This window comes from Streptomyces sp. NPDC001914, from assembly GCF_042891215.1.
Lineage (GTDB): Bacteria > Actinomycetota > Actinomycetes > Streptomycetales > Streptomycetaceae > Streptomyces.
This window is the reverse complement of the sequence record NZ_JBIASW010000005.1, coordinates 261,274-286,970: the sequence shown is the minus strand read 5'-3', so window position 1 is coordinate 286,970 and position 25,697 is coordinate 261,274. Positions and strand designations below refer to the sequence as shown.

Annotated in this window: 17 protein-coding genes and 1 pseudogene; 11 read left to right on the top strand and 7 right to left on the bottom strand. The window is 71.1% G+C overall.

Annotated elements, in window-relative coordinates:
• Positions 1-26 precede the first annotated feature (26 nt).
• From ACFYYF_RS16850 to ACFYYF_RS16835, 4 genes are all read left to right on the top strand, one after another.
• Complete coding sequence (locus ACFYYF_RS16850) at positions 27-1,721, top strand: VWA domain-containing protein (RefSeq protein ID WP_388776236.1); 1,695 nt, start codon at positions 27-29, stop codon at positions 1,719-1,721.
• Between the two features lie 165 nt (positions 1,722-1,886).
• A complete protein-coding gene (metG, locus tag ACFYYF_RS16845; protein WP_388776233.1) occupies positions 1,887-3,611 on the top strand; it encodes a methionine--tRNA ligase in 1,725 nt (574 codons plus the stop codon).
• Between the two features lie 111 nt (positions 3,612-3,722).
• Complete coding sequence (locus tag ACFYYF_RS16840; RefSeq protein ID WP_388776230.1) at positions 3,723-6,818, top strand: FG-GAP repeat domain-containing protein; 3,096 nt, start codon at positions 3,723-3,725, stop codon at positions 6,816-6,818.
• 198 nt (positions 6,819-7,016) lie between these two features.
• Positions 7,017-7,493, top strand: a complete 477-nt coding sequence (locus ACFYYF_RS16835; RefSeq protein ID WP_388776227.1) for a hypothetical protein — start codon at positions 7,017-7,019, stop codon at positions 7,491-7,493.
• Between the two features lie 113 nt (positions 7,494-7,606).
• On the opposite strand, the gene ACFYYF_RS16830 is transcribed toward ACFYYF_RS16835, so the two are convergent.
• Both ACFYYF_RS16830 and aspS read right to left on the bottom strand, forming a co-directional pair.
• Positions 7,607-8,533 (bottom strand): intradiol ring-cleavage dioxygenase, encoded by a 927-nt coding sequence (locus tag ACFYYF_RS16830; RefSeq protein WP_388776225.1) that lies wholly within the window; start codon positions 8,531-8,533, stop codon positions 7,607-7,609.
• A 139-nt stretch (positions 8,534-8,672) separates the two neighbouring features.
• Positions 8,673-10,436 carry an aspartate--tRNA ligase gene (gene aspS / locus ACFYYF_RS16825; protein ID WP_365479107.1) on the bottom strand — a complete coding sequence of 588 codons (1,764 nt, stop codon included), beginning with the start codon at positions 10,434-10,436 and terminating at the stop codon, positions 8,673-8,675.
• Between the two features lie 154 nt (positions 10,437-10,590).
• Between aspS and ACFYYF_RS16820 the strand changes: the two are divergent.
• Positions 10,591-12,771 (top strand): annotated as a pseudogene (locus ACFYYF_RS16820) (SpoIIE family protein phosphatase); the annotation flags it as partial.
• Positions 12,772-12,863: 92 nt separating this feature from the next.
• On the opposite strand, the gene ACFYYF_RS16815 reads toward ACFYYF_RS16820, so the two are convergent.
• From ACFYYF_RS16815 to ACFYYF_RS16805, 3 genes are all read right to left on the bottom strand, one after another.
• Positions 12,864-14,003, bottom strand: a complete 1,140-nt coding sequence (locus ACFYYF_RS16815; protein WP_388776222.1) for an AI-2E family transporter — start codon at positions 14,001-14,003, stop codon at positions 12,864-12,866.
• A 232-nt stretch (positions 14,004-14,235) separates the two neighbouring features.
• A complete protein-coding gene (locus tag ACFYYF_RS16810) occupies positions 14,236-15,207 on the bottom strand; it encodes a pirin family protein (protein WP_388776220.1) in 972 nt (323 codons plus the stop codon).
• Positions 15,208-15,361: 154 nt separating this feature from the next.
• Entirely contained in the window at positions 15,362-15,853 is a 492-nt protein-coding gene (locus ACFYYF_RS16805; protein ID WP_326786670.1) for an SseB family protein, read from the bottom strand.
• 142 nt (positions 15,854-15,995) lie between these two features.
• Here ACFYYF_RS16805 and ACFYYF_RS16800 point away from each other — a divergent pair, with 142 nt between their 5' ends.
• The 4 genes from ACFYYF_RS16800 to ACFYYF_RS16785 all read left to right on the top strand — a co-directional run bounded on the left by ACFYYF_RS16800 (position 15,996) and on the right by ACFYYF_RS16785 (position 21,411).
• Complete coding sequence (locus ACFYYF_RS16800) at positions 15,996-17,822, top strand: acyl-CoA dehydrogenase (RefSeq protein WP_361688605.1); 1,827 nt, start codon at positions 15,996-15,998, stop codon at positions 17,820-17,822.
• 152 nt (positions 17,823-17,974) lie between these two features.
• A complete protein-coding gene (locus ACFYYF_RS16795) occupies positions 17,975-19,270 on the top strand; it encodes a M18 family aminopeptidase (protein WP_361688522.1) in 1,296 nt (431 codons plus the stop codon).
• 121 nt (positions 19,271-19,391) lie between these two features.
• Entirely contained in the window at positions 19,392-21,032 is a 1,641-nt protein-coding gene (locus ACFYYF_RS16790; RefSeq protein ID WP_388776215.1) for a hypothetical protein, read from the top strand.
• A 133-nt stretch (positions 21,033-21,165) separates the two neighbouring features.
• The gene (locus ACFYYF_RS16785; protein WP_365479089.1) at positions 21,166-21,411 is read left to right on the top strand and encodes a DUF6458 family protein; all 246 of its coding nucleotides are present in this window, start codon (positions 21,166-21,168) and stop codon (positions 21,409-21,411) included.
• Between the two features lie 66 nt (positions 21,412-21,477).
• On the opposite strand, the gene ACFYYF_RS16780 is transcribed toward ACFYYF_RS16785, so the two are convergent.
• Both ACFYYF_RS16780 and ACFYYF_RS16775 read right to left on the bottom strand, forming a co-directional pair.
• Positions 21,478-23,298 (bottom strand): NHL domain-containing thioredoxin family protein, encoded by a 1,821-nt coding sequence (locus tag ACFYYF_RS16780; protein WP_388776212.1) that lies wholly within the window; start codon positions 23,296-23,298, stop codon positions 21,478-21,480.
• A 62-nt stretch (positions 23,299-23,360) separates the two neighbouring features.
• On the bottom strand, positions 23,361-23,771 hold the full coding sequence (locus ACFYYF_RS16775) for a cupin domain-containing protein (RefSeq protein WP_388776209.1): 411 nt from the start codon (positions 23,769-23,771) through the stop codon (positions 23,361-23,363).
• Between the two features lie 51 nt (positions 23,772-23,822).
• Here ACFYYF_RS16775 and ACFYYF_RS16770 point away from each other — a divergent pair, with 51 nt between their 5' ends.
• Positions 23,823-24,875, top strand: coding sequence for a helix-turn-helix domain-containing protein (locus tag ACFYYF_RS16770; protein WP_388776206.1), 1,053 nt, complete (start codon positions 23,823-23,825; stop codon positions 24,873-24,875).
• On the top strand, positions 24,872-25,366 hold the full coding sequence (locus ACFYYF_RS16765; RefSeq protein WP_361688509.1) for an LURP-one-related family protein: 495 nt from the start codon (positions 24,872-24,874) through the stop codon (positions 25,364-25,366). The genes ACFYYF_RS16770 and ACFYYF_RS16765 overlap by 4 nt, the downstream gene beginning before the upstream one ends.
• Positions 25,367-25,697 lie beyond the last annotated feature (331 nt).

Genomic DNA, 25,697 nt, shown 5'->3' with positions numbered 1-25,697 from the left:
ATCAACTCACGCGAAGGGTTGCGCACATGGGCATTCTCACTCTCCTGCGGAATGCGTTCGGCCGCTCACGCAAGGGTCGTGACGCCGACGCGGAGACCTCGCGAGAGGCCACGTCGACGGCGACGGTCCCGGCTCCCGCCGAGGAGCCGACACATTCCCCCGAGGCCGAGCCGGCCTCCACCTCCGCCCCGGTGGCCGAGGCCGAGCCGAGAATCCCGGCACCGGCCTCCGAGCCCGAGCCGTCGGTGGTCGACGAACTGGTGTCGGCCGCTTTCGACAACGTCACGGTCCCCAAGCAGACGCCCCCGGCGGAACCCACCAGCCAGGAAACCCCGACCACCCCCGAGGCCACGCCCGAGGCCGAGCCGGTCGCCGCCGCCGAGGCCGAGATCGAGCCCGCCGCCGAAGCCGAAGCCGAGCCCGTGGCCGAGGTCGAGCCCGTCGCCGAGGCGGAGCCGGCCGCCGAGCCCGTGGCCGAGGACGAGCACGTGGCCGAGGCGGAGCCTGTCGCCGAGGCGGAGCCGGCTCCCGAGGCTGTGGCCGAGGTCGCTTCCGAGCCCGAGGCGGAGCCGGTCGCCGAGACCGCTGCCGTGGACGAGCCCGTGACCGAGGTTGAGCCCGCCGCCGAGGCGGAGCAGGTTGCCGAGCCCGTGGCCGAGGTCGCCTCCGAGCCCGAGGCGGAGCCGGTCGCCGAGACCGCTGCCGTGGACGAGCCCGTGACCGAGGTTGAGCCCGCCGCCGAGGCGGAGCCGGCTGCCGAGCCCGTGGCCGAGGTCGCCTCCGAGCCCGAGGCGGAGCCGGCCGTGGAGCCGGTCGCCGAGGCCGCTGCCGTGGACGAGCCCGCGGTCGCCGACGGCGGCGAGGCCCCACAGGAGGCACCCGCAGCCGACGACGAAAGCCGCACGGGTGGTGCGGGTGGGAACGACACCGCCGAAGGCGAAGCCGAGGCGGAAGCCACGGACGAGCCGGTCGCCACGGAGGTCGAGGCCGCCCCCGAGGCGGAGGCCGAGCCGGTTGCCGAGGCGGAGCCCGTCGCCGAGGCGGAGCCGGTGACCGCGGCGGAGCCGGATGCCCTGGACCAGGTCAAGGCCGAGGCCCCGGCCCTGGTCACCCCGTACCAGGAGGCCGGCACAGCCCTCCAGAAGCACGACCTCACCGGCAAGCGCGCCAAGGTCTACCTGGTCCTCGACCGCTCCTCGTCCATGCGCGCCTACTACAAGGACGGCTCCGCCCAGGCCCTCGGCGAGCAGGCCCTGGCCCTGGCCGCCCACCTGGACCCGGCCGCGACGGTCCACGTCGTCTTCTTCTCCACCGAGCTGGACGGCACCGGCACCCTCACGCTCACCGAGCACGAGAACAAGATCGACGACCTGCACGCCGGCCTCGGCCGCATGGGCCGTACGAGCTACCACGTCGCCGTGGAGGAGGTCGTCACCCACCACCAGCGCTCCGGCTCCACCGACCCGGCCCTGGTGATCTTCCAGACGGACGGCGCCCCCGACGCCAAGACCCCCGCCACCCAGTCCCTCACAGACGCGGCGAAGAACCACCCGGACGTCTTCTTCTCGTTCGTCGCCTTCGGCGAGCACGACAACAAGGCCTTCGACTACCTGCGCAAGCTGAAGACCGGGAACACGGCCTTCTTCCACGCGGGCCCGACCCCGCGCGAGCTGACGGACGTCGAGGTCTACGACGGCGTGCTGGAGAACTGGCGCCCGTAACCGCTCGTCGGCGCACCACCCCGGCCGCCCGCTTCCCACGCCTTAAAACGGGAAGCGGGCGGCCCACCCATGTCGGCTACGATTTCAAGGTTCACCGGCGACGACCGGCCCACCGGAAACCGGACGCGATCGTCGCCCCACGCAGCGACCTGGGAGCAGCCCGCGATGGCTCGACACCTCATCACCAGCGCCCTTCCGTACATCAACGGGATCAAGCACCTGGGCAACATGGTGGGGTCCATGCTCCCGGCGGACGTGTACTCCCGGTACCTCCGCCAGCGCGGCCACGACGTCCTGTACATCTGCGCGACGGACGAGCACGGCACCCCCGCCGAGCTGGCCGCCAAGGAGCGCGGTCTGCCGGTCGACGAGTTCTGCGCGCAGGCGCACGACGCGCAGAAGGCCGTGTACGACGGCTTCGAGCTGGCCTTCGACTACTTCGGCCGCAGCTCCAGCCCGGAGAACCGCGAGATCACCCAGCACTTCGCGCGCCGCCTGAACGAGAACGGTTTCATCGAGGAGCGCGCGATCCGGCAGGTGTACTCGCCCGCCGACGGCCGCTTCCTGCCGGACCGCTACGTGGAGGGCACCTGCCCGCACTGCGGCTACGACAAGGCGCGCGGCGACCAGTGCGAGAACTGCACCCGCGTGCTCGACCCGACCGACCTGATCAACCCGCGCTCCGCGATCTCCGGCTCCACCGAGCTGGAGGTCCGTGAGACCAAGCACCTCTTCCTCCTCCAGTCGAAGCTCCAGCACGAGGTCGAGGAGTGGGTGGCGCGCCACGAGTCCGAGTGGCCGCAGCTCGCCTCCTCCATCGCCCGCAAGTGGCTGACCGAGGGCCTGCACGACCGCGCGATCACGCGTGACCTGGACTGGGGTGTCCCGGTCCCGGCCGACACCTGGCCCGAGCTGGCCGCCGAGGGCAAGGTCTTCTACGTCTGGTTCGACGCCCCGATCGAGTACATCGGCGCGACGAAGGAGTGGTCCGACCAGGACACGGAGAACCGCGACTGGAAGTCCTGGTGGTACGACGCGGACTCCGGCGAGAACCCGGTCCGCTACACGCAGTTCATGGCCAAGGACAACGTCCCCTTCCACACCGTCATGTTCCCGGCCACCGAGCTGGGCGTGCGCGAGCCGTGGAAGAAGGTCGACTACGTCAAGGCCTTCAACTGGCTGACGTACTACGGCGGGAAGTTCTCCACGTCCCAGAAGCGCGGCGTCTTCACCGACCAGGCCCTGGACATCCTGCCCGCCGACTACTGGCGCTACTTCCTGATCGCCAACGCCCCCGAGTCGGACGACTCGTCGTTCACCTGGGAGCACTTCACCACCACGGTCAACAAGGACCTGGCCGACACCCTCGGCAACTTCGTCAACCGCGTCCTGTCCTTCTCCAAGAAGCGCTTCGGCGAGGAGGTCCCGGCCGGTGCCGAGGCCGGCGAGGCCGAGGCGAAGCTGGGCACCGAGATCGCGGGCCTGCTCGCGGAGTACGAGACCCAGATGGAGGCCCTCCAGTTCCGCAAGGCGGCCGCCGCGCTGCGCGCCCTGTGGTCCGCGGGCAACTCCTACCTGGAGGAGAAGGCCCCCTGGCTGGAGATCAAGACCAGCCCGGAGGGCGCGGCCCTGACGCTGCGTACGGCGATGAACCTGATCCACCTGTACTCGGTGGTCTCGGAGCCCTTCATCCCGGCGTCCGCCCGTGCGATGCGCTCGGCCTTCGCCCTCGCGGACGACACGGCGACCTGGGTGGGCGCCGACGAGGCCCGCGCCCTGTCCTTCCTGCCCGCCGGCACCCCCTTCACGGTTCCCCCGGTCCTCTTCGCCAAGATCACGGACGAGGACCTGGAGTCGTACAAGGAGCGTTTCGGCGGCGAGCAGGGCTGACGGAAGCCCCGCGCGCGCAGGAGCCCACCCACCCGTCAAGGGCGGTAAAAGGGCTGGTAAAGTCCGCTCACTTGGCGAGGGCGAGTGCCCTCGCGGGGAGGGACTTCGCACGTGGGCAGACACGCCCCGAGACGGCGCGGCCTTGCCGCGGCCGTCTCCTCCATCGCGGTCGCCGTGGCGGCCGCCACCCTCGCCGTTCTGCCACAGAACGGCGCCTCGGCGGACCCGGCCGCACCGGCCGGGTCCACCTCCGAGATCACCCTGACCGACCCCGCAGGCACCCAGCCGCGCGCCGACCGCCCACTGGTGGCCGGGACGAGCGGCTTCCTGCACCGGCAGACCGGGGTCACCGGACTCGTCTGGACCGACTACACCGACGGCACCAGCACCGTCGTCAAGAACGCCGACGGGGTGTACGTCCCCTCGGGCTCCTGCGCGAGCCTCGGCGGGGTGAACTGCGCGGTCGCCTGGTACGGCAGCGACAGCGACCTGGTCGCACTGCCCTCGGCCGGCTCCGTCGCGCTGTGGGACCCCGCGACCCGGACCTCCACCTCCATCACCACGAAGGAGGCGTACCGGGGGCTCGCCGGACGGACGGTCCTCACCGAGTACTCGGTGCACGACCGCGTCGACGGCACCTGGCGCTCGCGCCCGATCACGCCGGACTTCATGCGCATCAACTCGCTCGCCGTCAGCGCGGCCGACGCGCACGGCGCGCTGATCGACCTCGGCAGCAACGTCTACTACCTCGACCTGGCGACGGCCGCCGCCGTCCAGGCCTTCCCCAGCCCCGGTTCGGGGCAGTACGCCCTCCTCGACGACGACCGGATCGGCTGGTACGACACGGCCAGCGGCAACCTGCACCTCAAGCCCCGCAGCGACCCCGGCGCCGACGCGCAGCTGATCGACCTGCCCTCACCCGGCGTCCAGCTCGACGGCACCCCGGTGCTCGCCGGCGACTGGCTGCTGCTCCCGCTGCACACCGGCACCGGCACCAGCGAGCTGCGGGCGGTCTCCCTGAAGGACGGCTCCGCACAGACCTTGGCGGCCAAGGCGGGGGCGTACGCGCTCCGCGCGTCCGGCAACAGTGCCCTCGTCACCGGTGGCACCGGCGCGAGCGACTGGTGGGTGCGGCGCTTCACCGAGGCCGCGGACGGCACGCCCGGCCTGGACCAGCTCGCCCAGATCCCGGCGACGGAGAACGCCAAGACCGGCCTGGCTCTCAGCCGCGGCAGCCTGCGCGTGGCCGAGGACGCCCCCTCCAGCACCTCCGACACCACCTCGTGGCGCACCATCGGCAACGTCGGCGGCCAGTTGACGGCGACCGCCGCCACGGAGAGCGGTTCGGTCAGCGCCGAGTGCCCGTACTCCGGCACCGCCTGCTCGGCGATGTGGGGCAACCACGGCGACGGACCCCGGGACGTCTACCTCCAGACCTACTACGACGGCGACGAGGGCGGCAGCGGTCTGGAGAACGCGGACCGGCTCATGTCGTTCGGCGGCAATCCGCTGGAGTTCCACACGGCGGGCGGTGCGATCGTCGACGTCTCCGACGACTACGCCGTCTACAACTCCGGCGGCTCCGCCCCGATGCAGTACATCGCCGAGTTCGGCCAGGGACAGAAGCTGAAGCGGTCGGTGCGCGCCGCCGCGCTGAACGGCTCGACCCTCTGGAGCGCGTCGACGACGGGCAAGCTCACCTCGTACAGCCTGACCGCGGACAAGACCCTCACGACGGTGACCGTTGCGGACATGGCCTGCGTGCCGGGCGAACTCCAGGCGGCGGGCCGCTGGGTGTATTGGGCGTGCGGCGACGGCTCGGCCGGCGTGTACGACACCAAGGCCGCCACCTCCCGTGCGGTCAGCGGCGGCGACGTGCTGCTCGGCGACGGCTTCACCGTCCGCCACGACCGCGCCGCGGGCACGCTGGTGCTGACGGACGCGGCCACCGGCACCAGCCGTGCGCTCGCGACCGATGTGCCCGACACCGGCCTCGCCATGGACCGCCGCTTCAAGTGGACCGTGGACGAGTACACGGGCCTGGTGGCCTGGATCGATCTGTACGAGCGGACGCACGTCGCCAGGACCGGCGTCACGCCCTCGGCCGTGACGGTCTTCGAGAGCGACACTCCGTCCTACGTCGACGGGGGCACGCCCTTCCGCGGCAACTGGCTGCTGTCACGGCCCGTCACCTCCTGGTCGGTGACCTTCACCTCCGTCCAGAGCGGCGCGACGGGCAGGGCCACCCGCACGGTCACCGGAGGCGCGTCCACGGCCCGGGTGGCCACGGACTGGTACGGCACGACGGTCGACAACACCCGCTTCCCCAACGGGCACTTCACCTGGACCCTGAAGGCCACCGGCACCGGCACCGCCTCGGCGGTCACCGCGGCGACCGGGGAGGGCTTCCTCCAGGGAGGCGCGCCGGTGCGGCACGACTACGGCAGCCTCGACGGGCCGGACGGCCGGGGTGACCTGCTCACCCTCAACTCCTCCGGCGGCCTGACCGTCCAGCAGGGCACGGGAACGGGCAAGTTCGGCAACAAGACCACCGGCACCGGCTGGTCCACGTCCATCAAGGTGGTCCCCTTCGGCGACGCCAACGGCGACCGCTGCAACGACGTGCTCGTCCGGCTGAGCAGCGGGGCCCTGCGTCTGTACAAGCCGGGCTGCAACGCGGCGATCAAGCCGACGACGTCGTACACGACGCTCGCGAGCAGCGGCTGGACGCAGTACAACGTCCTGACCTCGCCCGGTGACGTGAGCGGTGACGGCCGGGCCGACCTGATCGCGCGCGTCGCGTCCACCGGGACCGTCTATCTCTACAAGGGGACGAGCACGGGCACCCTGTCGGCCCGCGTGAAGCTCTACGACGCCTGGAAGGGCTACAAGAAGATCGTCGGGGCCGGTGACCTCAACGGCGACGGCATCGGCGACCTGCTCGCCCAGGACACCTCCAACACCCTCTACCGCTACAACGGCAAGGGGGACGGAACCTTCTCCGCCCGGGTGAAGGTGTTCGGCGACTGGGGCGCCTCCTACAACGCCGTCGTCGGGGTCGGTGACATCACCGACGACGGCAGGGCCGACCTGGTCTCCCGGGACTCCGGCGGCAACCTGTACCGCAACGACGGAGACGGCAAGGGGTCGTTCGGCTCCCGCACGAAAATAGCCACCGGCTGGAGCGGATACCGCTCGATCTCCTGAGGCTGACCGACCGGGAAAGGGGGCACTGGACGACTCGTCCGGTGCCCCCTTCTCCGTCCCCTCTCCGTCGCCGAAGACCAGGTGAGAGCCGGGTGAAGGGGCGGCGAAGGGCGGCGAGGGCCGTCCCCTGTCCAATGCCGCCGATCCGTAATGGACCCCGGCACCACAAGGGGCCCGGCCACCCGTATGGTTTCCGCCATGGCAGTCCCCGAGGTCATTCCGATCGCCTACGAACCGAAGCACCGCACCGAGACCATAGGCCGGTACGCGGACGGTCAGTTCCTGGCGTCGATCACGTACGCCTTCCCCGAAGGGTTCCGTCCCGACGACGGCTGGGAAGAGCACAAACGTCTGTACGTGGTACTCCACACCTTCGACTCCGAGGGTCATCACCGCGACTCGGAGATCTGGTGCGCCGGCACCTGGGCCGAGCAGCAGCGGAACACGCACGGCGACTTCTCGGTGCTCTCCCGCGCCCGCGTCCACCTGGCCAAGCTGCTCCGCAGTCTGCCCCGGCGCTCGTACACGGACATCGCGATACGGCCGTTCCAACTCACCGTCGACGGGGTCCGGTTCGGTCTGAAGACCGGCGTGGACGAGGGCGAGGGCTGGGCCGAGCTGTACCCGGACGGCCTCGGTTTCTCGGAGCCGTGGGACGGCACGTACGACACCTGAGCACGTCCCCCCGCACGGGTGGCCCCACGGCACACCCGTGTTCCGGGCCCTTCGCCTGTCAGGGGGCGAAGGGCCCGGACCCTTTGTGCCCCGGCGCTCCGGGTGCCGAGGGGTCAGGAGGACGTGGCCGACGCGCTCGGCGCGGGGTCGGAACTGTCGTTGGTCTCGTCCGGGGCGACACCCAGCGTCAGCCGGGCGTGGACACCTCTGGCGAAGTGCCGCTTGTCGTAGGCGAGATACAGCAGCCCGCCCTCGTGGCCGTTGCCCGGGTAGATCGTGTCCTCGTCCAGCGTCGTGCGGGTGACCGTGCTCGTGGAGTACGGGGCGACCTCGGCCGACGCCAGGACAGACCGCTCCGAGAAGAAGAGCTGGCCCGTGTGGCAGGTGTGGCCGCCCTCGTAACCCGCGTCGGTCCAGGTGCCGTCCACATGGACCTTCACATGGATGTGGACGCACCGGCCCTGGTACCAGCCGGGGAAGACCGTCCTGAAGGCGACCCGGCCGTGCCGGTCGGTCCTCCACGTGCCGCGCAGATACCGCTCGTCGTCGGTGGGCTCGGCGTGTCCGCCGCCGCCTCCGGGGGGAGGGCCGGACGGGGGTTCGCCGGTCGGCGTGCCCGTCGGCGTGCCGGTCGGCCCCCCGCCGCCACCGCCGTTGCTCATCGACTCGTAGCCGGAGTAGACGCCCAGCGCCGAGCAGTGCCAGATGTCCACCGCCGCGTTCCCGACCGGCTTGCAGGTCTCGGCGTCGATCACCTTCAGTACGAGGGTCAGGGGGATGCCCTCCTGGTCCTCGGTGATGTCCTGGCGGATCTTGTCCGCGTCGATGTAGTAGGGCCCCTCGGTGGTCTCCGAGGTCAGCGTGTAGCAGCTCTCCGCACCGGACGCGGCCGTCGCCGTGTCCTGCGTGGCCTCGCCTGCGAACGCGTTCACGGCGGCCGCGCCGCCCACGCCCACGGCCGCCACGGCGGCTCCCCCCGCGAGGACGACCCTGCGCCGGGTCATGTTCCCTTCGTGCGTCGGTTCCTGGGTCTCAGTCATGGGCGGGACCGTAGGGAGCCGACCTGTCAGCAGCATGGGTACGGGCTGTGTTTTCACCCGCCACACGAGAATGGCCCGGAACCATCGCCGGTTCCGGGCCACTTCCGTGTGCGTCGCTCTCAGGGGACGCGGAGCCTGACTACTTCGGCTGGGGCTTGCGCACCGAGAGGTGCAGCTCGCGCAGCCGCGTCTCGTCCAGCTCCGTGGGCGCGCCCATCATCAGGTCCTGCGCGTTGCCGTTGAGCGGGAACGCGATCGTCTCGCGGATGTTCGGCTCGTCCGCGAGCAGCATGACGATGCGGTCGACACCCGGGGCGATCCCGCCGTGCGGCGGGGCGCCGAAGCGGAAGGCGCGCAGCATGCCCGCGAACTGCTCCTCGACGGTCTCCCGGTCGTAGCCGGCGATCTCGAACGCCTTGAGCATGATCTCGGGCTCGTGGTTGCGGATCGCGCCGGAGGACAGCTCGACGCCGTTGCAGACGATGTCGTACTGCCAGCCGAGGATGTCCAGCGGGTCCTGGGTCTCCAGGGCCTGAAGACCGCCCTGCGGCATCGAGAACGGGTTGTGCGAGAAGTCGATCTTGCCGGTGTCCTCGTCCTTCTCGTACATCGGGAAGTCGACGATCCAGCAGAAGCGGAAGACGTTCTCCTCGAAGTTGCCCGAGCGCTTCGCGGCCTCGACCCGCACCGCGCCCATGATCTTCGAGACCTCGTCGAACTCGCCCGCGCCGAAGAACACGGCGTGACCGGCGGCCAGCGAGAGGCGCTTGGTCAGCTCGGCGACGTTCTCCTCGGTGAGGAACTTGGCGATCGGGCCGGTCAGTGAACCGTCCTCGCCCACGCGCACCCAGGCCAGGCCCTTGGCGCCCTGCTCGACCGCGTAGTCGCCGAGGCCGTCGAAGAACTTCCGCGTCTGGCCGGACACGTCCGGCACCGGCAGCGCACGCACGTGCTTGCCGGCGAAGGCCTTGAACTCGGAGCCCTCGAAGATGTCGGTGATGTCGACGAGTTCGAGCTGGGCGCGCAGGTCCGGCTTGTCGGAGCCGTACTTCAGCATCGACTCGCGGAACGGGATGCGCGGGAAGGGCGAGGTGACGTGACGGCCACCGCCGAACTCCTCGAACAGCTCCGTCATCAGCTTCTCGATCGGCTGGAAGACGTCCTCCTGCTCGACGAAGGACATCTCGACGTCGAGCTGGTAGAACTCGCCCGGCGAACGGTCCGCGCGGGCGTCCTCGTCGCGGAAGCAGGGCGCGATCTGGAAGTAGCGGTCGAAGCCGGAGATCATCAGCAGCTGCTTGAACTGCTGCGGCGCCTGCGGAAGCGCGTAGAACTTGCCGGGGTTCAGCCGGGAGGGGACCACGAAGTCGCGCGCGCCCTCGGGGGAGGTGGCGCTGAGGATCGGGGTGGCCATCTCGTTGAAGCCCAGCGCCGTCATCTTGTGACGGATCGCGGAGATCACGGCCGTACGCAGCAGGATGTTGCGGTGCATGCGCTCGCGGCGCAGGTCGAGGAAGCGGTACTCCAGCCGGCGCTCCTCGTTGACACCGTCCTCGGCGTTGATCGTGAAGGGAAGCGGCTGAGCGGCGCCGAGCAGCTCGACCTCGCTCACCTCGACCTCGACCTCACCGGTCGGCAGCTCCGGGTTCACGTTCTCCGTGCCGCGCGAGACGACCTTGCCGTCGACACGGACGGTCGATTCCTTGGTGACCTTGTCCAGGGCCTCGTAGGCGGGGGTGCCGGGGCGGGCGACGAGCTGCGTGATGCCGTAGTGGTCGCGCAGATCGATGAAGAGGATGCCGCCCAGGTCTCGGCGATTGTGCAGCCAGCCGCTCAGCCGGACGTCGCTGCCGACGTCAGAGGCGCGGAGCTCGCCGCAGGTGTGGGACCTGTACCGATGCATCGAGGTTCATCCAGTCTTCGCGGATTGGGGGGCTGTTTCACGTGAAACACCCCCAGGGTACCGGGCAGGTCAGGTCGGCTCCCCCTCATTAGGCGCTCCGTGCGACGACGGGCATCGGTGGCAGGCACCGATCTCCTGTTCCTACAGTGGGCGCATGCGCACTGGTGAGCCCCTGCCCGCGGTGGGGGACGTCCTGGCCACTCTCGCCACCGGCGTGTGGCGCTGGGACAACGCCTCGGGACTTGTCACCTTCGACCCGGAGGCGGCACGGCTGATCGGCCTGCCGGCGGAACTGACGACCCTCACCGAGGCAGGCGCTCGCTCCCACGTCCACCCCGTCGACTGGAACGAGATGGACGGGGTGGTGCAGCTCGCGGTGGCCGAGGGCACCCTCGCCGAGGCCCGCGTGCGGATCATGGACGAGCACGGCCGCGTGCTCCGCACGGTCCGCAGCCGCTCGAAGCCCTTCATCGACCCCACGACCGGGCGGTTCGAACTGATCGGCACGCTCCAGGAGGTCAGCGAGCAGCCTCCGGGCGCCGCCGCGCGCACCCCTGTCACCGGAGACTGGCGCCGCTCGCGGGAGGCGTTCCTCCTGGACGCCGGACGGGCCCTGGCCGAGGCACGGTCCACCGCGGAGGTGCTGCGGGTGGCGGCCGGCCTGTCGATGCCCGGATTCTCACCGGACGGTCTCGCCGTCTTCGGCGCCGAGGGCGACCGGCTGACGATCATCGGCCACCACGGTCACCAGCCGGGTGACGAGGGCCCCTTCTCGCACATGTCGCTGGCCACGGACTACCCGGCCGCCGAGGCCGTCCGCACGGGCCGTGCCGTGTACCTCTCCACCCCCGACGACTACAAGGACCGCTACCCGGCCTCCTGGCCCCTCGCCCAGCGCTTCGGGCGGCAGTCCTGGGCGTTCCTGCCGCTCACGGTCGCCGGCAGCACCATGGGCGCGTGGATGGCGGCCTTCACCTACCCCGTCACCTTCACGCCCGACGAGCGCTCGGTCCTGACGACCGTCGCCCGCATGCTCGCGCAGGCCCTCTCCCGCGCGGAGGCCGCCGAGACGGCACGGGAGCTGACCGATGGTCTCCAGCGGTCCATGATGCCGACGCTCGGCCCGCGGATGCCCGGCATGAGCGTCGCCGCACGCTATGTCCCGACCGGCGGGGGCCTCCAGGTCGGCGGCGACTGGTACGACGTGATCCCGCTGCCGGCCGGCCGCTACGCCCTGGTCATCGGCGATGTGCAGGGCCACGACGTCCGCGCGGCGGGCCTGATGGGCCAGCTCCGCATAGCCCTGCGCGCCTACGCCGCCGAGGGGCACCGCCCCGACGCGGTGCTGTCCCGCGCGGCGCGCTTCCTCTACGGGGTCACCGACTCGGTGACCTACGGGTCGAGCGGCGGCGCCGACGCGGGCGAGGAACCCGCGGACCCCGCCGACGTGCGCTTCGCGACCTGTCTGTACGTCGAGGTCGACCCGGCGACGGGGACGCTCGACATCGCGCGCGCCGGGCATCCCGATCCCGCGATACGGATGGCGGACGGGACCGTACTGATGCGGCCCACGGCGGGCGGGCTGCCGCTCGGCATCGACCCGGACGCCGACTACCCGACCACCCGGCTCCTCCTCGAGCCGGGCGAGACCATGCTGATCTGCACCGACGGGCTCATCGAGACCGGCGGCCACGACCTCGACACCGGCTGGCGCCGTATCCGCCGGATCCTCGAATCCCACGACGGGGACATGGAGACCCTCGCCGACGCGCTCGTCCAGGCCGTGCACGGGCCGTCCTCCCACCACACCACCGGCCCGCTGGCCGACCGGCGCGAGGACGACATCGCGGTGCTGCTGCTGTCCCGGCTGCCGCTGGAGGGTGCCGGCGACGACACGGCCGCGCCCGTACGGCCACTGGTGCGGCGCACGATGCTGAGCGTGGCGCAGGCCGAGCCCGAGCGGATCGCGGACGCCCGTCAGCAGCTGCGGGAGCTCCTGCACGACTGGGCCTCCGCCGACCAGCTCGACTCCGCGGTCCTGCTCGTCTCCGAGATGGTCACCAACGTCCTCGTGCACACCGACGCGGACGCGCTGCTCGTCGCCGAGGTCGCGGGCGAGCCGGGCAAGCGGCGGATGCGGATCGAGGTCACCGACGGCAGCGACGACCTGCCGCACCGGCGCCATCCCGGGGAGCTGGCCTCGTCCGGACGCGGACTGGTGCTCGTGGAGATGCTCGCGGACGCGTGGGGGGTGGACCCGCGGGGCCAGGGCAAGAGCATCTGGTTCGAGTTCGCCGAGGAGCCGGACACGGACTCCGCGGGGGCCGGGGCCCCGGACGACTCCGCGCTGCTCGACGCGTGGGACACCTTCACCGAGGACGCCCCGGCCGGGGACTCCCTGGCCGGGGCCCACCCGGCCGGGGGCGGCTACGCATCCGCGGCCGGACCCGGTGTTCCCGGCACTCCGGGGAATCCCGGTGTCCCCGGTGCTTCCGGACCCGCCGGCCCCGGCGCCCCGCCTCCCGGACCGTCCGGCCCTTCCGGCGCGTAGCGCACCCGGAGTTCGTGCACGACGCCGAACGCGGCCGCCGTCAGGGGGACGGCGAGCAGCATGCCGAGGACGCCCGCCACGGACGCGCCCGCCGTGATCGCCAGCAGCACCACCGCGGGGTGCATCTGCACCTGCCGGCTCTGGATCATCGGCTGGAGGCCGTACCCCTCCAGCATCTGCACGGCGAGGACGACCCCGAGCGTCCACAGGGCGATGACGAACCCCCGGTCGGCGAGCGCGACCAGGACGGCGACCGTGCCGGAGATGAACGCCCCGAGATAGGGGATGTACGCCCCCACGAAGACCAGCGCGCCGAGGCCGACCGCTCCCGGGACGCGCAGGACCAGCAGTCCGACGGTGATGCAGAGGGCGTCGATGAGCGCGATGATCGTCGTTCCGCGCATGAAGCCCTCGACGGCCTGGTAGGCACGCCGGGCCATGGCCTCGACGACGTCGGCGGTCCCCCGGGGCGCGAGCGAGCGCACGGTGCCGGCCACACGGTGCGAGTCGCGCAGGAAGAAGAACACGAGCAGCAGGGCGAGGAACGCCTCGGCGAGCGTCTCGGCCACGACGCTGACGCCGCTGACGACGTTGGACGCGGCCGTGCCGCCGAACTTGGCCAGCAGCTCCCTGGAGTTGGCGGCGAGGTCGTCGAGCGAGGTGCCCGCCGCGCCGAAGTGCTCGGCCACGGAACGCGCGGCCTCCCGGAGCGAGGACACGATCTGGGCGCCGGTGTGGATGAGCGCGGCGACGACGACGTAGACGGCACCGCCGACCACGACGGCCACGGCCACACAGGTCAGGGCGGCGGCCAGCGAGCGGTTGATCCGCGCCTTGATCATCCGCCGGTGCAGCGGCCCGAGCAGGGCGGTCCCGAGCAGCGCGAGCAGCACCGGCACCACCGCCGTACGGAACTCCCCGCACAGCAGGATCGCCACCCAGCCGACCCCGGCGGCCAGCAGGATCACGACGCACCAGGCCGCCAGCCGCCGGGCGCCCTCGGGGAGTAGCTGCACCCTGCCAGCTGACCATGCGTCAGCCGGAGCGGCGCCCGGGGGCGTCCGAACGGGGGAGGAACGCGGCCGGACCGGCCGCCGCCTCCCGCCCGGCCGAGGCGCGAAGAGCCCCGGACGGCCGCCCGGAGCGCGGGAAAGCCCCGTCCGGTGGAGTGGACGGGGCTTTCGCGCGTGCTGTCGCTCAGGGGACCGCGGGGGACGGCGCAGCCCTTCGAAGGGCCGCGCCGAGGACCTACAGCCCGCCCTCGGACATCCCGTGCACCGCCGGGATCGTCCCGAGGCGGCCCTTCTGGAAGTCCTCGAAGGCCTGCTGGAGCTCGTCGCGGGTGTTCATCACGAACGGGCCGTAGTGGGCCATCGGCTCACGGATCGGCTGACCGCCGAGCAGCACGACCTCCAGGTCGGGCGTGTTGGAGTCCTGCTTCTCGTCCGCGCGGACGGTCAGCGAGGAGCCCGCGCCGAAGACGGCGGTCTGGCCGGTGCGGACCGGCCGGCGGTCGGCGCCCACGCTGCCGCGTCCGGCCAGCACGTAGGCCAGGCCGTTGAAGTCCTCGCGCCACGGCAGGCTGATCTCGGCGCCCGGCCGCAGCGTGGCGTGGACCATGGTGATCGGGGTGTGCGTGATGCCCGGGCCCTGGTGGCCGTCGAGCTCACCGGCGATGACCCGCAGCAGCGCGCCACCGTCCGGGGTGCTGAGCAGCTGCACGGTGCCGCCCCGGATGTCCTGGTACCGCGGGGCCATCATCTTGTCCTTGGCCGGCAGGTTCACCCAGAGCTGGAGCCCGTGGAAGAGCCCGCCCGACATGACGAGGTGCTCCGGCGGCGCCTCGATGTGGAGCAGTCCGGACCCGGCCGTCATCCACTGCGTGTCACCGTTGGTGATCGTTCCGCCGCCACCGTTGGAGTCCTGGTGGTCGAAGATGCCGTCGATGATGTAGGTCACGGTCTCGAAGCCGCGGTGCGGGTGCCAGGGGGTGCCCTTCGGCTCGCCCGGCGCGTACTCCACCTCACCCATCTGGTCCATCATGATGAACGGGTCCAGATGCCGGTAATTGATCCCGGCGAACGCACGGCGGACCGGGAAACCCTCTCCCTCGAAGCCCTGGGGCGCGGTCGTCACCGTGAGCACGGGACGGTCCACGGCGTCGGCCGGCGCGGCCACACGGGGCAGGGCCAGCGGGTTCTCGACAGTCACTGCGGGCATGTCGGTACCTCCTTGTGCTTCGAGTTTAGTTGAGCATTGAACTTTCTGCCACCCGTAACGAAGAACGCCCGGAGGGCATTCCCTCCGGGCGTTCTGGGTTCGAGATTCATCCGGGCGAGCGGACACCGGGGCCGGTGGCACCCGGAGGGCCCCGTCAGCCGTACATACGGCGCATCGCGAAGTCCACCATCTGCTCCACGGCCTTCGCGTCGAAGACCATCCGGTGCTTGCCCTCCATGTCGATCACGAAGCCGTAGCCCGTGGGCAGCAGGTCGATCACCTCGGCTCCGGTGATCACGAAGTACTTGGACTCCTTGCCCGCGTACCGGCGCAGCTCCTTGAGCGAGCTGAACATCGGGATGACGGGCTGCTGGGTGTTGTGCAGCGCGAGGAACCCGGGGTTGTCGCCGCGCGGACAGTAGACCTTCGAGGTGGCGAAGACCTGCTGGAAGTCCTCGGCCGCCATGGCGCCCGTGGTGAAGGCGCGGACCGCGTCCGGCAGGGACGGCGGGGACGGCTCGGGATACAGGGGCGGCTGCTGGCCGTACCCGCCCGCCATCTGCCCGTCCGGCATCTGGCCGGGCATCTGCTGCTGCGGCGGGACGTACCCCTGCTGGGCGCCCGCGTTCTGCTCGTAGCCGTACATGCGTCAAAGAGTAGTGGGCCACATATGGCCGACTCGGGGTTGCTTCTTATTACTGGCGGGTAGCATTATCGAAGCTACTTGTTGGTACGTGAACCAGATGCGAGGAGTCAGTGCCTCGCCGATCCCTTACGGAGCCGTCGCCATGGGGCACTACAAGTCGAATCTCCGCGACATCGAGTTCAACCTCTTCGAGGTGCTCGGGCGCGACAAGCTGTACGGCACCGGCCCGTTCGCGGAAATGGACACGGACACCGCCAAGAGCATCCTCGAGGAGCTGACCCGCCTCTCGGAGAACGAGCTGGCCGAGTCCTTCGCGGACGCCGACCGCAACCCGCCCGTCTTCGACCCCGAGACCAACACCGCGCCGGTCCCGGCTTCCTTCAAGAAGTCGTACAAGGCGTTCATGGACTCCGAGTACTGGCGTCTCGGCGTGCCCGAGGAGATCGGCGGCTCCACCTCGCCCCGCTCCCTGATCTGGGCCTACGCGGAGCTGATCCTCGGCGCGAACCCGGCGGTCTGGATGTACTCCAGCGGCCCCGCGTTCGCGGGCATCCTCTTCGAGGAGGGCAACGACGTCCAGAAGCACATCGCGACGATGGCCGTCGAGAAGCGCTGGGGCTCCACCATGGTCCTCACCGAGCCCGACGCCGGCTCGGACGTGGGCGCCGGCCGCACCAAGGCGGTCCAGCAGGAGGACGGCTCCTGGCACATCGAGGGCGTGAAGCGCTTCATCACCTCCGGTGAGCACGACATGGAGGAGAACATCCTCCACTACGTCCTCGCCCGCCCCGAGGGCCACGGCCCCGGCACCAAGGGCCTGTCCCTCTTCCTCGTCCCGAAGTACGAGTTCGACTTCGAGACCGGCGAGCTGGGCGAGCGCAACGGCGTGTACGCGACGAACGTCGAGCACAAGATGGGCCTCAAGGCCTCCAACACGTGCGAGATGACCTTCGGCGACCGCCACCCCGCCAAGGGCTGGCTGATCGGCGACAAGCACGACGGCATCCGCCAGATGTTCCGCATCATCGAGTTCGCCCGCATGATGGTCGGCACGAAGGCCATCTCCACGCTGTCGACGGGCTACCTGAACGCGCTGGAGTACGCCAAGGAGCGCGTCCAGGGTCCCGACCTGGCCAACTTCATGGACAAGGCCGCGCCCAAGGTCACCATCACGCACCACCCGGACGTGCGCCGCTCGCTCATGACGCAGAAGGCGTACGCCGAGGGCATGCGCGCCCTGGTCCTGCACACCGCCGCGGTCCAGGACGAGATCCAGGTCCTGGAGGCCGCCGGCGAGGACACCGCCGCCGCCGAGGCCCTGAACGACCTCCTCCTGCCGATCGTGAAGGGCTACGGCTCCGAGAAGGGCTACGAGCTGCTCGCCCAGTCGCTCCAGATCTTCGGCGGCTCCGGCTTCCTGCAGGAGTACCCGATCGAGCAGTACATCCGCGACGCCAAGATCGACACGCTGTACGAGGGCACCACCGCGATCCAGGGCCAGGACTTCTTCTTCCGGAAGATCGTCCGCAACCAGGGCGCCGCGCTGAACTCCCTCGCCGAGGACATCAAGAAGTTCCTCGCCCTCGGCACCGGCGGCGAGGAGCTGTCCGTCGCCCGCGAGCAGCTCGCCAAGGCCGCCGTCGAGCTGGAGGCCATCGTCGGCCTCATGCTGACCGACCTGGCCGCCACCGAGCAGGACGTCAAGAACATCTACAAGGTGGGCCTCAACACCACCCGCCTGCTGATGGCCTCCGGTGACGTCGTCGTCGGCTACCTCCTGCTGCGCGGTGCCGCCGTCGCCGCCGAGAAGCTGGAGACCGCCTCCGCCAAGGACAAGCCGTTCTACACGGGCAAGATCGCGGCCGCGAAGTTCTTCGCCGCCAACGTCCTGCCGGGCGTCACCGGTGCGCGCAAGCTCGCCGAGGGCGTCGACCTGGACCTGATGGAGCTGGACGAGGCCGCCTTCTAAGGCCCGCCCCGCCCCCGTCCGGACGGGCGGGCGCCGATCCGGTGCCTGTCCGTCCGTTCAGGTGTCCCGAGGTGTCCGCCCTTCACATCCCCCTTACGAAGGCCCGTTCCCAACCCCGGGAGCGGGCCTTCGTGCGTCGTTAAGGTGAACCCATGAGTGCACCCACCCGGTTCGACCGCAGCCACACCGACGACCTCATGTCCTTCCTCGCGGCGAGCCCGACGCCGTACCACGCCGTGGCGACCGCCGCCGAGCGGCTGGAGAAGGCCGGGTTCCGTCAGGTCGCCGAGACCGACGCGTGGGAAGGGACCGCCGGCGGGAAGTACGTGCTGCGCGGAGGGGCGATCATCGCCTGGTACGTCCCGGAGGGCGCCGAGGCGCACACGCCGTTCCGGATCATCGGCGCGCACACCGACTCCCCCAACCTGCGGGTCAAGCCGCTGCCCGACACCGGGGCGCACGGCTGGCGGCAGGTCGCCGTGGAGATCTACGGCGGACCGCTGCTGAACTCCTGGCTCGACCGCGACCTGGGCCTCGCCGGACGCCTGTCGCTGCGGGACGGCTCCACCCGCCTGGTCAACATCGACCGACCGCTGCTGCGCGTGCCGCAGCTCGCCATCCACCTCGACCGTTCCGTCAGCAGCGAGGGACTCAAGCTCGACAAGCAGCGCCACCTCCAGCCCGTCTGGGGACTCGGCGACGCCCGCGAGGGCGACCTGATCTCCTTCCTGGAGGAGGAGTCGGGGCTGCCCTCCGGCCAGGTCACCGGCTGGGACCTGATGACCCACTCCGTCGAGCGCCCCGCCTACCTGGGCCGTGACAAGGAACTGCTCGCCGGGCCCCGCATGGACAACCTGCTGTCCGTGCACGCGGCCACGGCCGCGCTGGCGGCGGTCGCGGCGGCCGACACCGAGCTGTCCTACATCCCGGTCCTCGCCGCCTTCGACCACGAGGAGAACGGCTCGCAGAGCGACACCGGCGCCGACGGACCGCTGCTCGGCAGCGTGCTGGAACGTTCTGTCTTCGCCCGCGGCGGTTCCTACGAGGACCGGGCCCGCGCCTTCGCCGGGACCGTCTGCCTCTCCTGCGACACCGGCCACGCCGTGCACCCGAACTACGCCGAGCGGCACGACCCGACGCACCACCCGCGCGCCGGCGGCGGCCCCATCCTCAAGGTGAACGTCAACAACCGCTACGCCACCGACGGTTCGGGCCGCGCCGTGTTCGCCGCCGCCTGCGAGAAGGCCGGCGTGCCGTTCCAGTCCTTCGTCTCCAACAACTCCATGCCCTGCGGCACCACCATCGGCCCCATCACGGCGGCACGGCACGGCATCAGAACGGTCGACATCGGCGTGGCCATCCTGTCCATGCACAGCGCCCGCGAACTCTGCGCCGCGGACGACCCGTTCCTGCTGACGAACGCGCTGGTGGCGTTCCTGGAGGGCTGAGTCCCAGCATCCCCCCGCGAGATCGTTACTTTTTGAACCTGTTCAAACAAGGTTGCCGCACCATACGATGCGCTTCAATCTTCAACGATCTTCGAATCCGGTCTCGTGGGGGGACTCACACGTGCGAAAAAGATCCCTGGCGCTCACCTGCGCCTCCGTCGCCGCCGGCCTGCTGCTCGGCCCGGTACCCGCCGCGCACGCGGCGGTGGCGCCGGTGCTGCACGGCGCCGGCAGCGGTGACCACCCCGGCGACGGGCTGGTGTGGGTGTCCGCCTCCTCTGACACCGCCATCACCTCGATCACCGCACACCTGTACGCGCCGGGCTCCGCCGCCGACGCGCCGGAGATCACCCGGGTCAGCGACTTCGTCCCCGACTCCAGCACCGGCTTCGCCAACACCTGGCGGACCACCACCCCGCTGCGCCTGGCCGACCTCGGCGCCTACCGTGTCGTGGTCGACCTGACCGACGCCGACGGGGACACCACCACCGCCCAGAGCACGTACGGCTACGAGTACGAGCTCGAAGCGCACCTCACGGATCTGCAGGCCACCCCGCAGAACCCGGACTACGAGCACCAGGACGTCACCGTCACCGGCGGCTTCACGGTCACCGACCCGCGCACCGGCGAGACGACGCCCGCGGTGGACACGCGAGTGGACCTGGGGATCTCCAGCGTCCCGGGCGCGACGACCCGGACCGGCGCCGACGGCCGTTTCACCTACACCTACCAGGTCACCGACCCGTCCAGTGACACCGTCAGCGCCTGGCTGCGGCCGGACGAGCCCTCGTACCAGTCCAACGCCAACCAGAGCGTAGAGGTCAGGGCCGTCCAGTCGAACACCCGCGTGACCCTGGACGCCGCCGAACTGAGCGTCAAGGCCGGGCAGGCGGTGAAGGTCTCCGGGACCGCCGAGGTGTATGTCGGCGGCGCGTGGAAACCGCTGGCCGGAGCCACGGTGGAGGAGATCTGGTCCAGCGAGTCCAGAGGCGTGGCCTCGCGGCCCGTCACGGGCGCCGACGGCCGCTTCACCGGAGAGCTGACGCTGCCGAAGTCCGGCACGGTCGAAGTGCGGGTGCTCACCGGGACGTTCCTGAGGTTCAGCGAGCTGCAGCTGGTCAAGGTGTACGTCGCCCAGAAGACGTCGATCACCGACTTCACCGCGAGCCTGGACAAGTACGCCCAGCTGACCGCCAAGGGCCTGCTGAACACCGGCAGGTCCGCCCCGGCGGACGTGTACGACAAGGTCGACCTCCAGTACTCGGCCGACGGGAAGACCGGCTGGAAGACGATGAAGACGGTCGTACCCGGCAGCTTCGAGCCGGACGTCGGCGCGAACTTCAGGGGCACCTTCGCCACGTCCTACAAGGGCTACTACCGGGCGCACTTCAAGGCCAGCGCGAGCTTCCAGGAGTCGTACAGCCCCGTCGTGCACGTCACCCGCACCCCGACCCGGATCACCGACGGCAACGCCTCCCCCGAACCGGTTCGCAAGGGCCGCACGATCACCTACAAGGGCAAGCTCCAGCATTACAGCTCGGGCGTCTGGAAGGCCTACGCGGGCCAGAAGGTGAAGATCCTCTTCAAGCCCAAGGGCACCGGCAGTTGGTACGACATGGGCAGCGCCACCACCCGCACGGACGGCACGTTCAGCAAGGGCTTCACGGCCTCGAAGGACGGCACGTGGGTCGCGGTGCTGCTCTACCCGACCAGCACCCACCTGGCGAGCTCCGGCCGCGAGGACTACGTCGACGTGACGTGAGACGCCGCGCGCCGTCGTCCGAAGACGGCGCGCGCGTCACGTGAGGAACCGCCTCCGCATGGCTCGCGAGGTCCCGGGTACCCGGAACGGGTCCGGAACGACTCGGAGTTGCCATCACAAGGAGACGACACCCATGGGCCTGGGCGGATGCATCATCCTGATCGCCGCGGGGGCGATCCTCACGTTCGCGACCGACTGGCACATGCAGGGGGTCAACCTTCACCTGGTCGGCGTGATCCTCATGATCGTCGGCCTGATCGGCGTGACGACCTTCAGCAGCATCGCGCGGCGCAGGCGCGTCGTCGTACCCCCGACCGCGACCGTCGTGGACGACGAGCGGCGCCGCCGTGACGGTTACACGGACGGCTACGGCGTCTGAGCCCGGCGCACGGACGGCCGCGGCGTCCGAGCCGGGTGCTCGGGCCGCTACGCCGTCCGAGCCGGGTCAGCCGTCCATGCCCGCGAGCACCAGGGGCAGCCGGTCCGCACCCCCCTCGACGAGGCGGACCGGCACGCCCCAGTCCTGCTGATGCACATGGCAGGCCGGGTAGTCGTTCGCAGCATCGTCGTCGCAGGACGCCGCCATCGCCGACACGTGCAGCACACCCTCCGGGACGTCCGGGTTCAGCTCGACGGACCGTGACAGGTCGGTGCCGGCGCCCTCGCCCGCGAGCAGCAGCCCGGGCGGGGTGGCGGACACGAGCAGCCGGGTGGACGGGCCGTAGCGGGTGTCGAGCTTCTGGCCGTCCGGCGCCTGGAAGATCACGTCCAGCCGGACCGTGCCGGGCGCGACATCGGTGGCCGCGCGCTGCGTCCGGTGGGCGACCGACTCCACCCGTACCGCCTCCTCGGGCAGCCGCAGCCGGGTCAGCCGGTGCCGTGCGGACTCCACCACCACGATGTCGTCCCCCACGAGCACGGCGTCGCTGGGCTCCCGCAGGTCCGTGGCCAGCGTGGTCACCTCGCCCGTCGCCGGGTCGTACCGGCGCAGCGCGTGGTTGTACGTGTCGCTGACCGCGACCGAACCGTCGGGCAGCGCGGTGACCCCCAACGGGTGCTGGAGCAGGGCCTGTCCGGCGGCCCCGTCGCGATGACCGAAGTCGAAGAGCCCGGTGCCGACGGCCGTGTGCACACTCCCGTCCGGGTCGACCCAGCGCAGCGCCGAGGTCTCGGAGTCGGCCAGCCAGAGCCGGTCCGCGGTGGCGGCGAGTCCCGACGGCTGCGCGAACCAGGCCTCGGGTCCCGGTCCGTCGACCAGTCCCTCGTTCGTCGTTCCCGCCGTGACCCCGACGGTCCCCGTCACCGGGTCGTACGCCCACAGCTGGTGCACACCGGCCATGGCGATCCAGACCTTCCCGCCGAACAGGGCGACGTCCCACGGTGAGGACAGATCGATCTCGCGGGCCGGTCCCGACGTCGGCGAGCCCTGCCACCACTGGCGGCCGGTGCCCGCGAGCGTGGTGACGGCGCCGGTCGCGAGATCGACCCCGCGCAGCGCGTGGTTCACGGTGTCCGCGACGACGACCGTGCCGTCGTCGAGGAGGGCGAGCCCCTGCGGCTCGCTGAATCCCGCCTCCGCTGCGCCGCCGTCCACGAAGCCCCGGACGCCGGAGCCGATGCGCCGCACGACCGTCTCGCCGTCCTCCTCCAGCTCCACGAGCTGATGCCGGGTCGTGTCGCTGACCAGCAGATTCCCGTTCGGCAGGGCGATCGCCTTGCCCGGGAAGCGCAGCACGGTCGGCTCGGGTTCGGGCGCCACGTACGGCCCGTCGCCGCGGCGCAGGGTGCCCGTCGCCGTGTGCTCGGCCTCCAGTTCCTCCACCAGCCGCTCGATGGCGTGGGCGTGCCCCTCACCGGCGTGCTGCGCGACGACGTACCCCTCGGGATCGATGACCACGAGCGTCGGCCAGGCCCGTACGGCGTACTGCTTCCAGGTCGCGAGCTCGGGGTCGTCGAGCACCGGGTGCTCCACCCCGTACCGCTCCACCGCGTCGACGACCGCCTGATGCTCCGCCTCGTGCACGAACTTCGGCGAGTGCACCCCGACGATCACCACGGTGTCCCGGTGCTTCTCCTCCAGCTCCCGCAACTCGTCCAGGACGTGCAGGCAGTTGATGCAGCAGAAGGTCCAGAAATCGAGGATGAGAACGCGGCCCCGGAAGTCGGCGAGCTTCAGGTCCTTCCCGCCGGTGTTGAGCCATCCGCCCTTGCCGACGAGCTCGGGGGCGCGGACACGGACACGGCGCGGGGCGGGAGAGGCGTTCATGTGATCAAGGGTGCCACCGGGGTGCGGCACCCGGAAATCCCCGGCCGGCGCGCGGTCGGCCGTCAGCCCAGGGCATGACCCGTCGTCGCGTCCACGTGGGCGGGGAGTTCGTCGTGGCGGTCGCCGACCGTGAGGGTGCCGGTGGGTTCGAAGAGGAGGATCGACGCGCCGGCGGGGGCGTACGGCTTGTGTTCGGTGCCGCGCGGGACGGTGCAGACGGAGCCCTTGGGAAGGACGACGGTCCGCTCGCCGGCCGGCTCCCGCAGCGCGATGCTCAGCTCGCCCTCCAGGACCAGGAAGAACTCGTCGGTGTGGTCGTGCACGTGCCAGACGTGTTCACCCTCGACCTTCGCGACGCGGACGTCGTAGTCGTTGACGGCGGTGACGATACGGGGGCTCCACAGCTCGTCGAAGGAGGCGAGGGCGGTGGACAGGGAGACGGGTTCGCCGCGTCGGGCGGGTTCGCTGGTCATGCATTCATCGTCCGCGCCCTCCGGCACCCCGGCGAGTGCTAGAAATCGCTCATGCCGCAAGGATCCTCGCATCGAGCCGTCCGTCCCGATTCCCCCGGCGGGAGGGCCGCGGCGGAGCGTGCGTCACGGCCGCATCGCGTCGCCGTGATCGTCGACGAGGGGACGAACCCCTTCGAAGTCGGCGTCGCGACCGAGCTGTTCGGACTTCCCCGGCCCGAACTGGGGCGCCCCGAGCCGCTGTACGAGCTGACCCTGGTCACCCCCACGCCCGGTGTCCGGATGAACCACGGCTTCTTCACGCTGAGCGGCGTGCCCGGCCTCGACGCGGCGGACGACGCCGACACGATCGTCGTGCCCGGCCGTCCCGACAACGTCGTCCCGCGCCGGGCGGTCGTCCTGGACGCCATCCGGCGCGGCCACGCGCGCGGCGCGCGGGTGGTGAGCTTCTGCACCGGGTCCTTCGCTCTCGCCGAGGCGGGGCTGCTCGACGGGCGCCGCGCCACCACGCACTGGCGCTGGACGGACGTCTTCCGGGACCTGCACCCGAATGTGCTGCTGGACCCGGACGTGCTCTTCGTGGACGAGGGGGACGTGCTGACGGCGGCGGGCAGCGCGGCCGCGCTCGATCTCGGGCTGCACCTCGTGCGCCGGGACCACGGCGCGGAGACCGCGAACGCGGTGTCGCGCCGGCTGGTGTTCGCCGCGCACCGCGACGGGGGCCAGCGTCAGTTCGTACGGCAGCCGCTGCCGGACGTGCCCGACGCGTCCCTGGCCCCTCTGCTGGCCTGGGCGCAGGAACGGCTCGGCGCGTCGTTGACGGTCGGGGACCTCGCCGCGCACGCCGCGGTCAGCCCGGCGACCCTGCACCGCCGCTTCCGAGCCCAGCTCGGCACGACACCGCTCGCCTGGCTGACGGGGCAGCGCGTCGCCCTCGCGTGCCGGCTCATCGAGCGCGGCGAGGTCCGGCTCGACGTGGTGGCGGACCTCAGCGGGCTCGGGACCGCCGCGAACCTGCGGGAGCGGATGCGGAGGGCGACCGGACTCAGCCCGTCGGCCTACCGGCGGCGTTTCGGAACGCCCACCGGGGAACCGGTGACGGCATGAGATACCTCGTACGCGACCGGCTGCTCGGTTTCGGTGACGACTACTGGATCGAGGACGACCAGGGCAACAAGGTCTTCCTCGTCGACGGCAAGGCCATGCGGCTGCGGGACACCTTCCAGCTCAAGGACACCCGCGGGCGCGTCCTGATCGACATCCACCAGAAGATGCTCGCGCTGCGCGACACGATGATCATCGAACGGGACGGCGATCCGCTCGCGACCATCAAGCGCAAGCGGCTGTCGCTGCTGCGCAATCACTATCGCGTGTCGCTGGTCGACGGCACCGAACTCGACGTCAGCGGCAAGATCCTCGACCGCGAGTTCGCCGTGGACTACGACAACGAACTCCTCGCCCAGATCTCCCGCCGCTGGCTGCACCTCCGGGACACGTACGGCGTCGACGTCGTACGGGAGGACGCCGATCCGGCGCTGCTGATCGCGGTCGCGGTGTGCGTGATCCACCTGGCGGAGAAGGAACGGGGGGACGACTGAGGGCCCGGCCGGCCGGCCGGCCGACGGCCGCGGGGCGGAGGGCCGGACCTGCGCCCCGGGAGGGGGCGGGTGCCGGCCGCTCCGCGAGGGGCGGGTGCCGGCCGCTCCGCGAGGGGCGGGTGCCGGCCGCTCCGCGAGGGGCGGGTGCCGGCCGCTCCGCACCTCGGCGCGATCCGGCCGCCCCGGACAGGGCGGGGCCGGCCGGGTCGCGCGGAAGCGGGAGCAAGCTCCGCCGCACGCCGCAGGGCCGGGTCAGCCGCGAGGCAAGAGGTCGGCTCCGCCGCACGACGAAGGGTCAGGTCCGCCGCGAGGCAAGAGGTCGGATCCGACG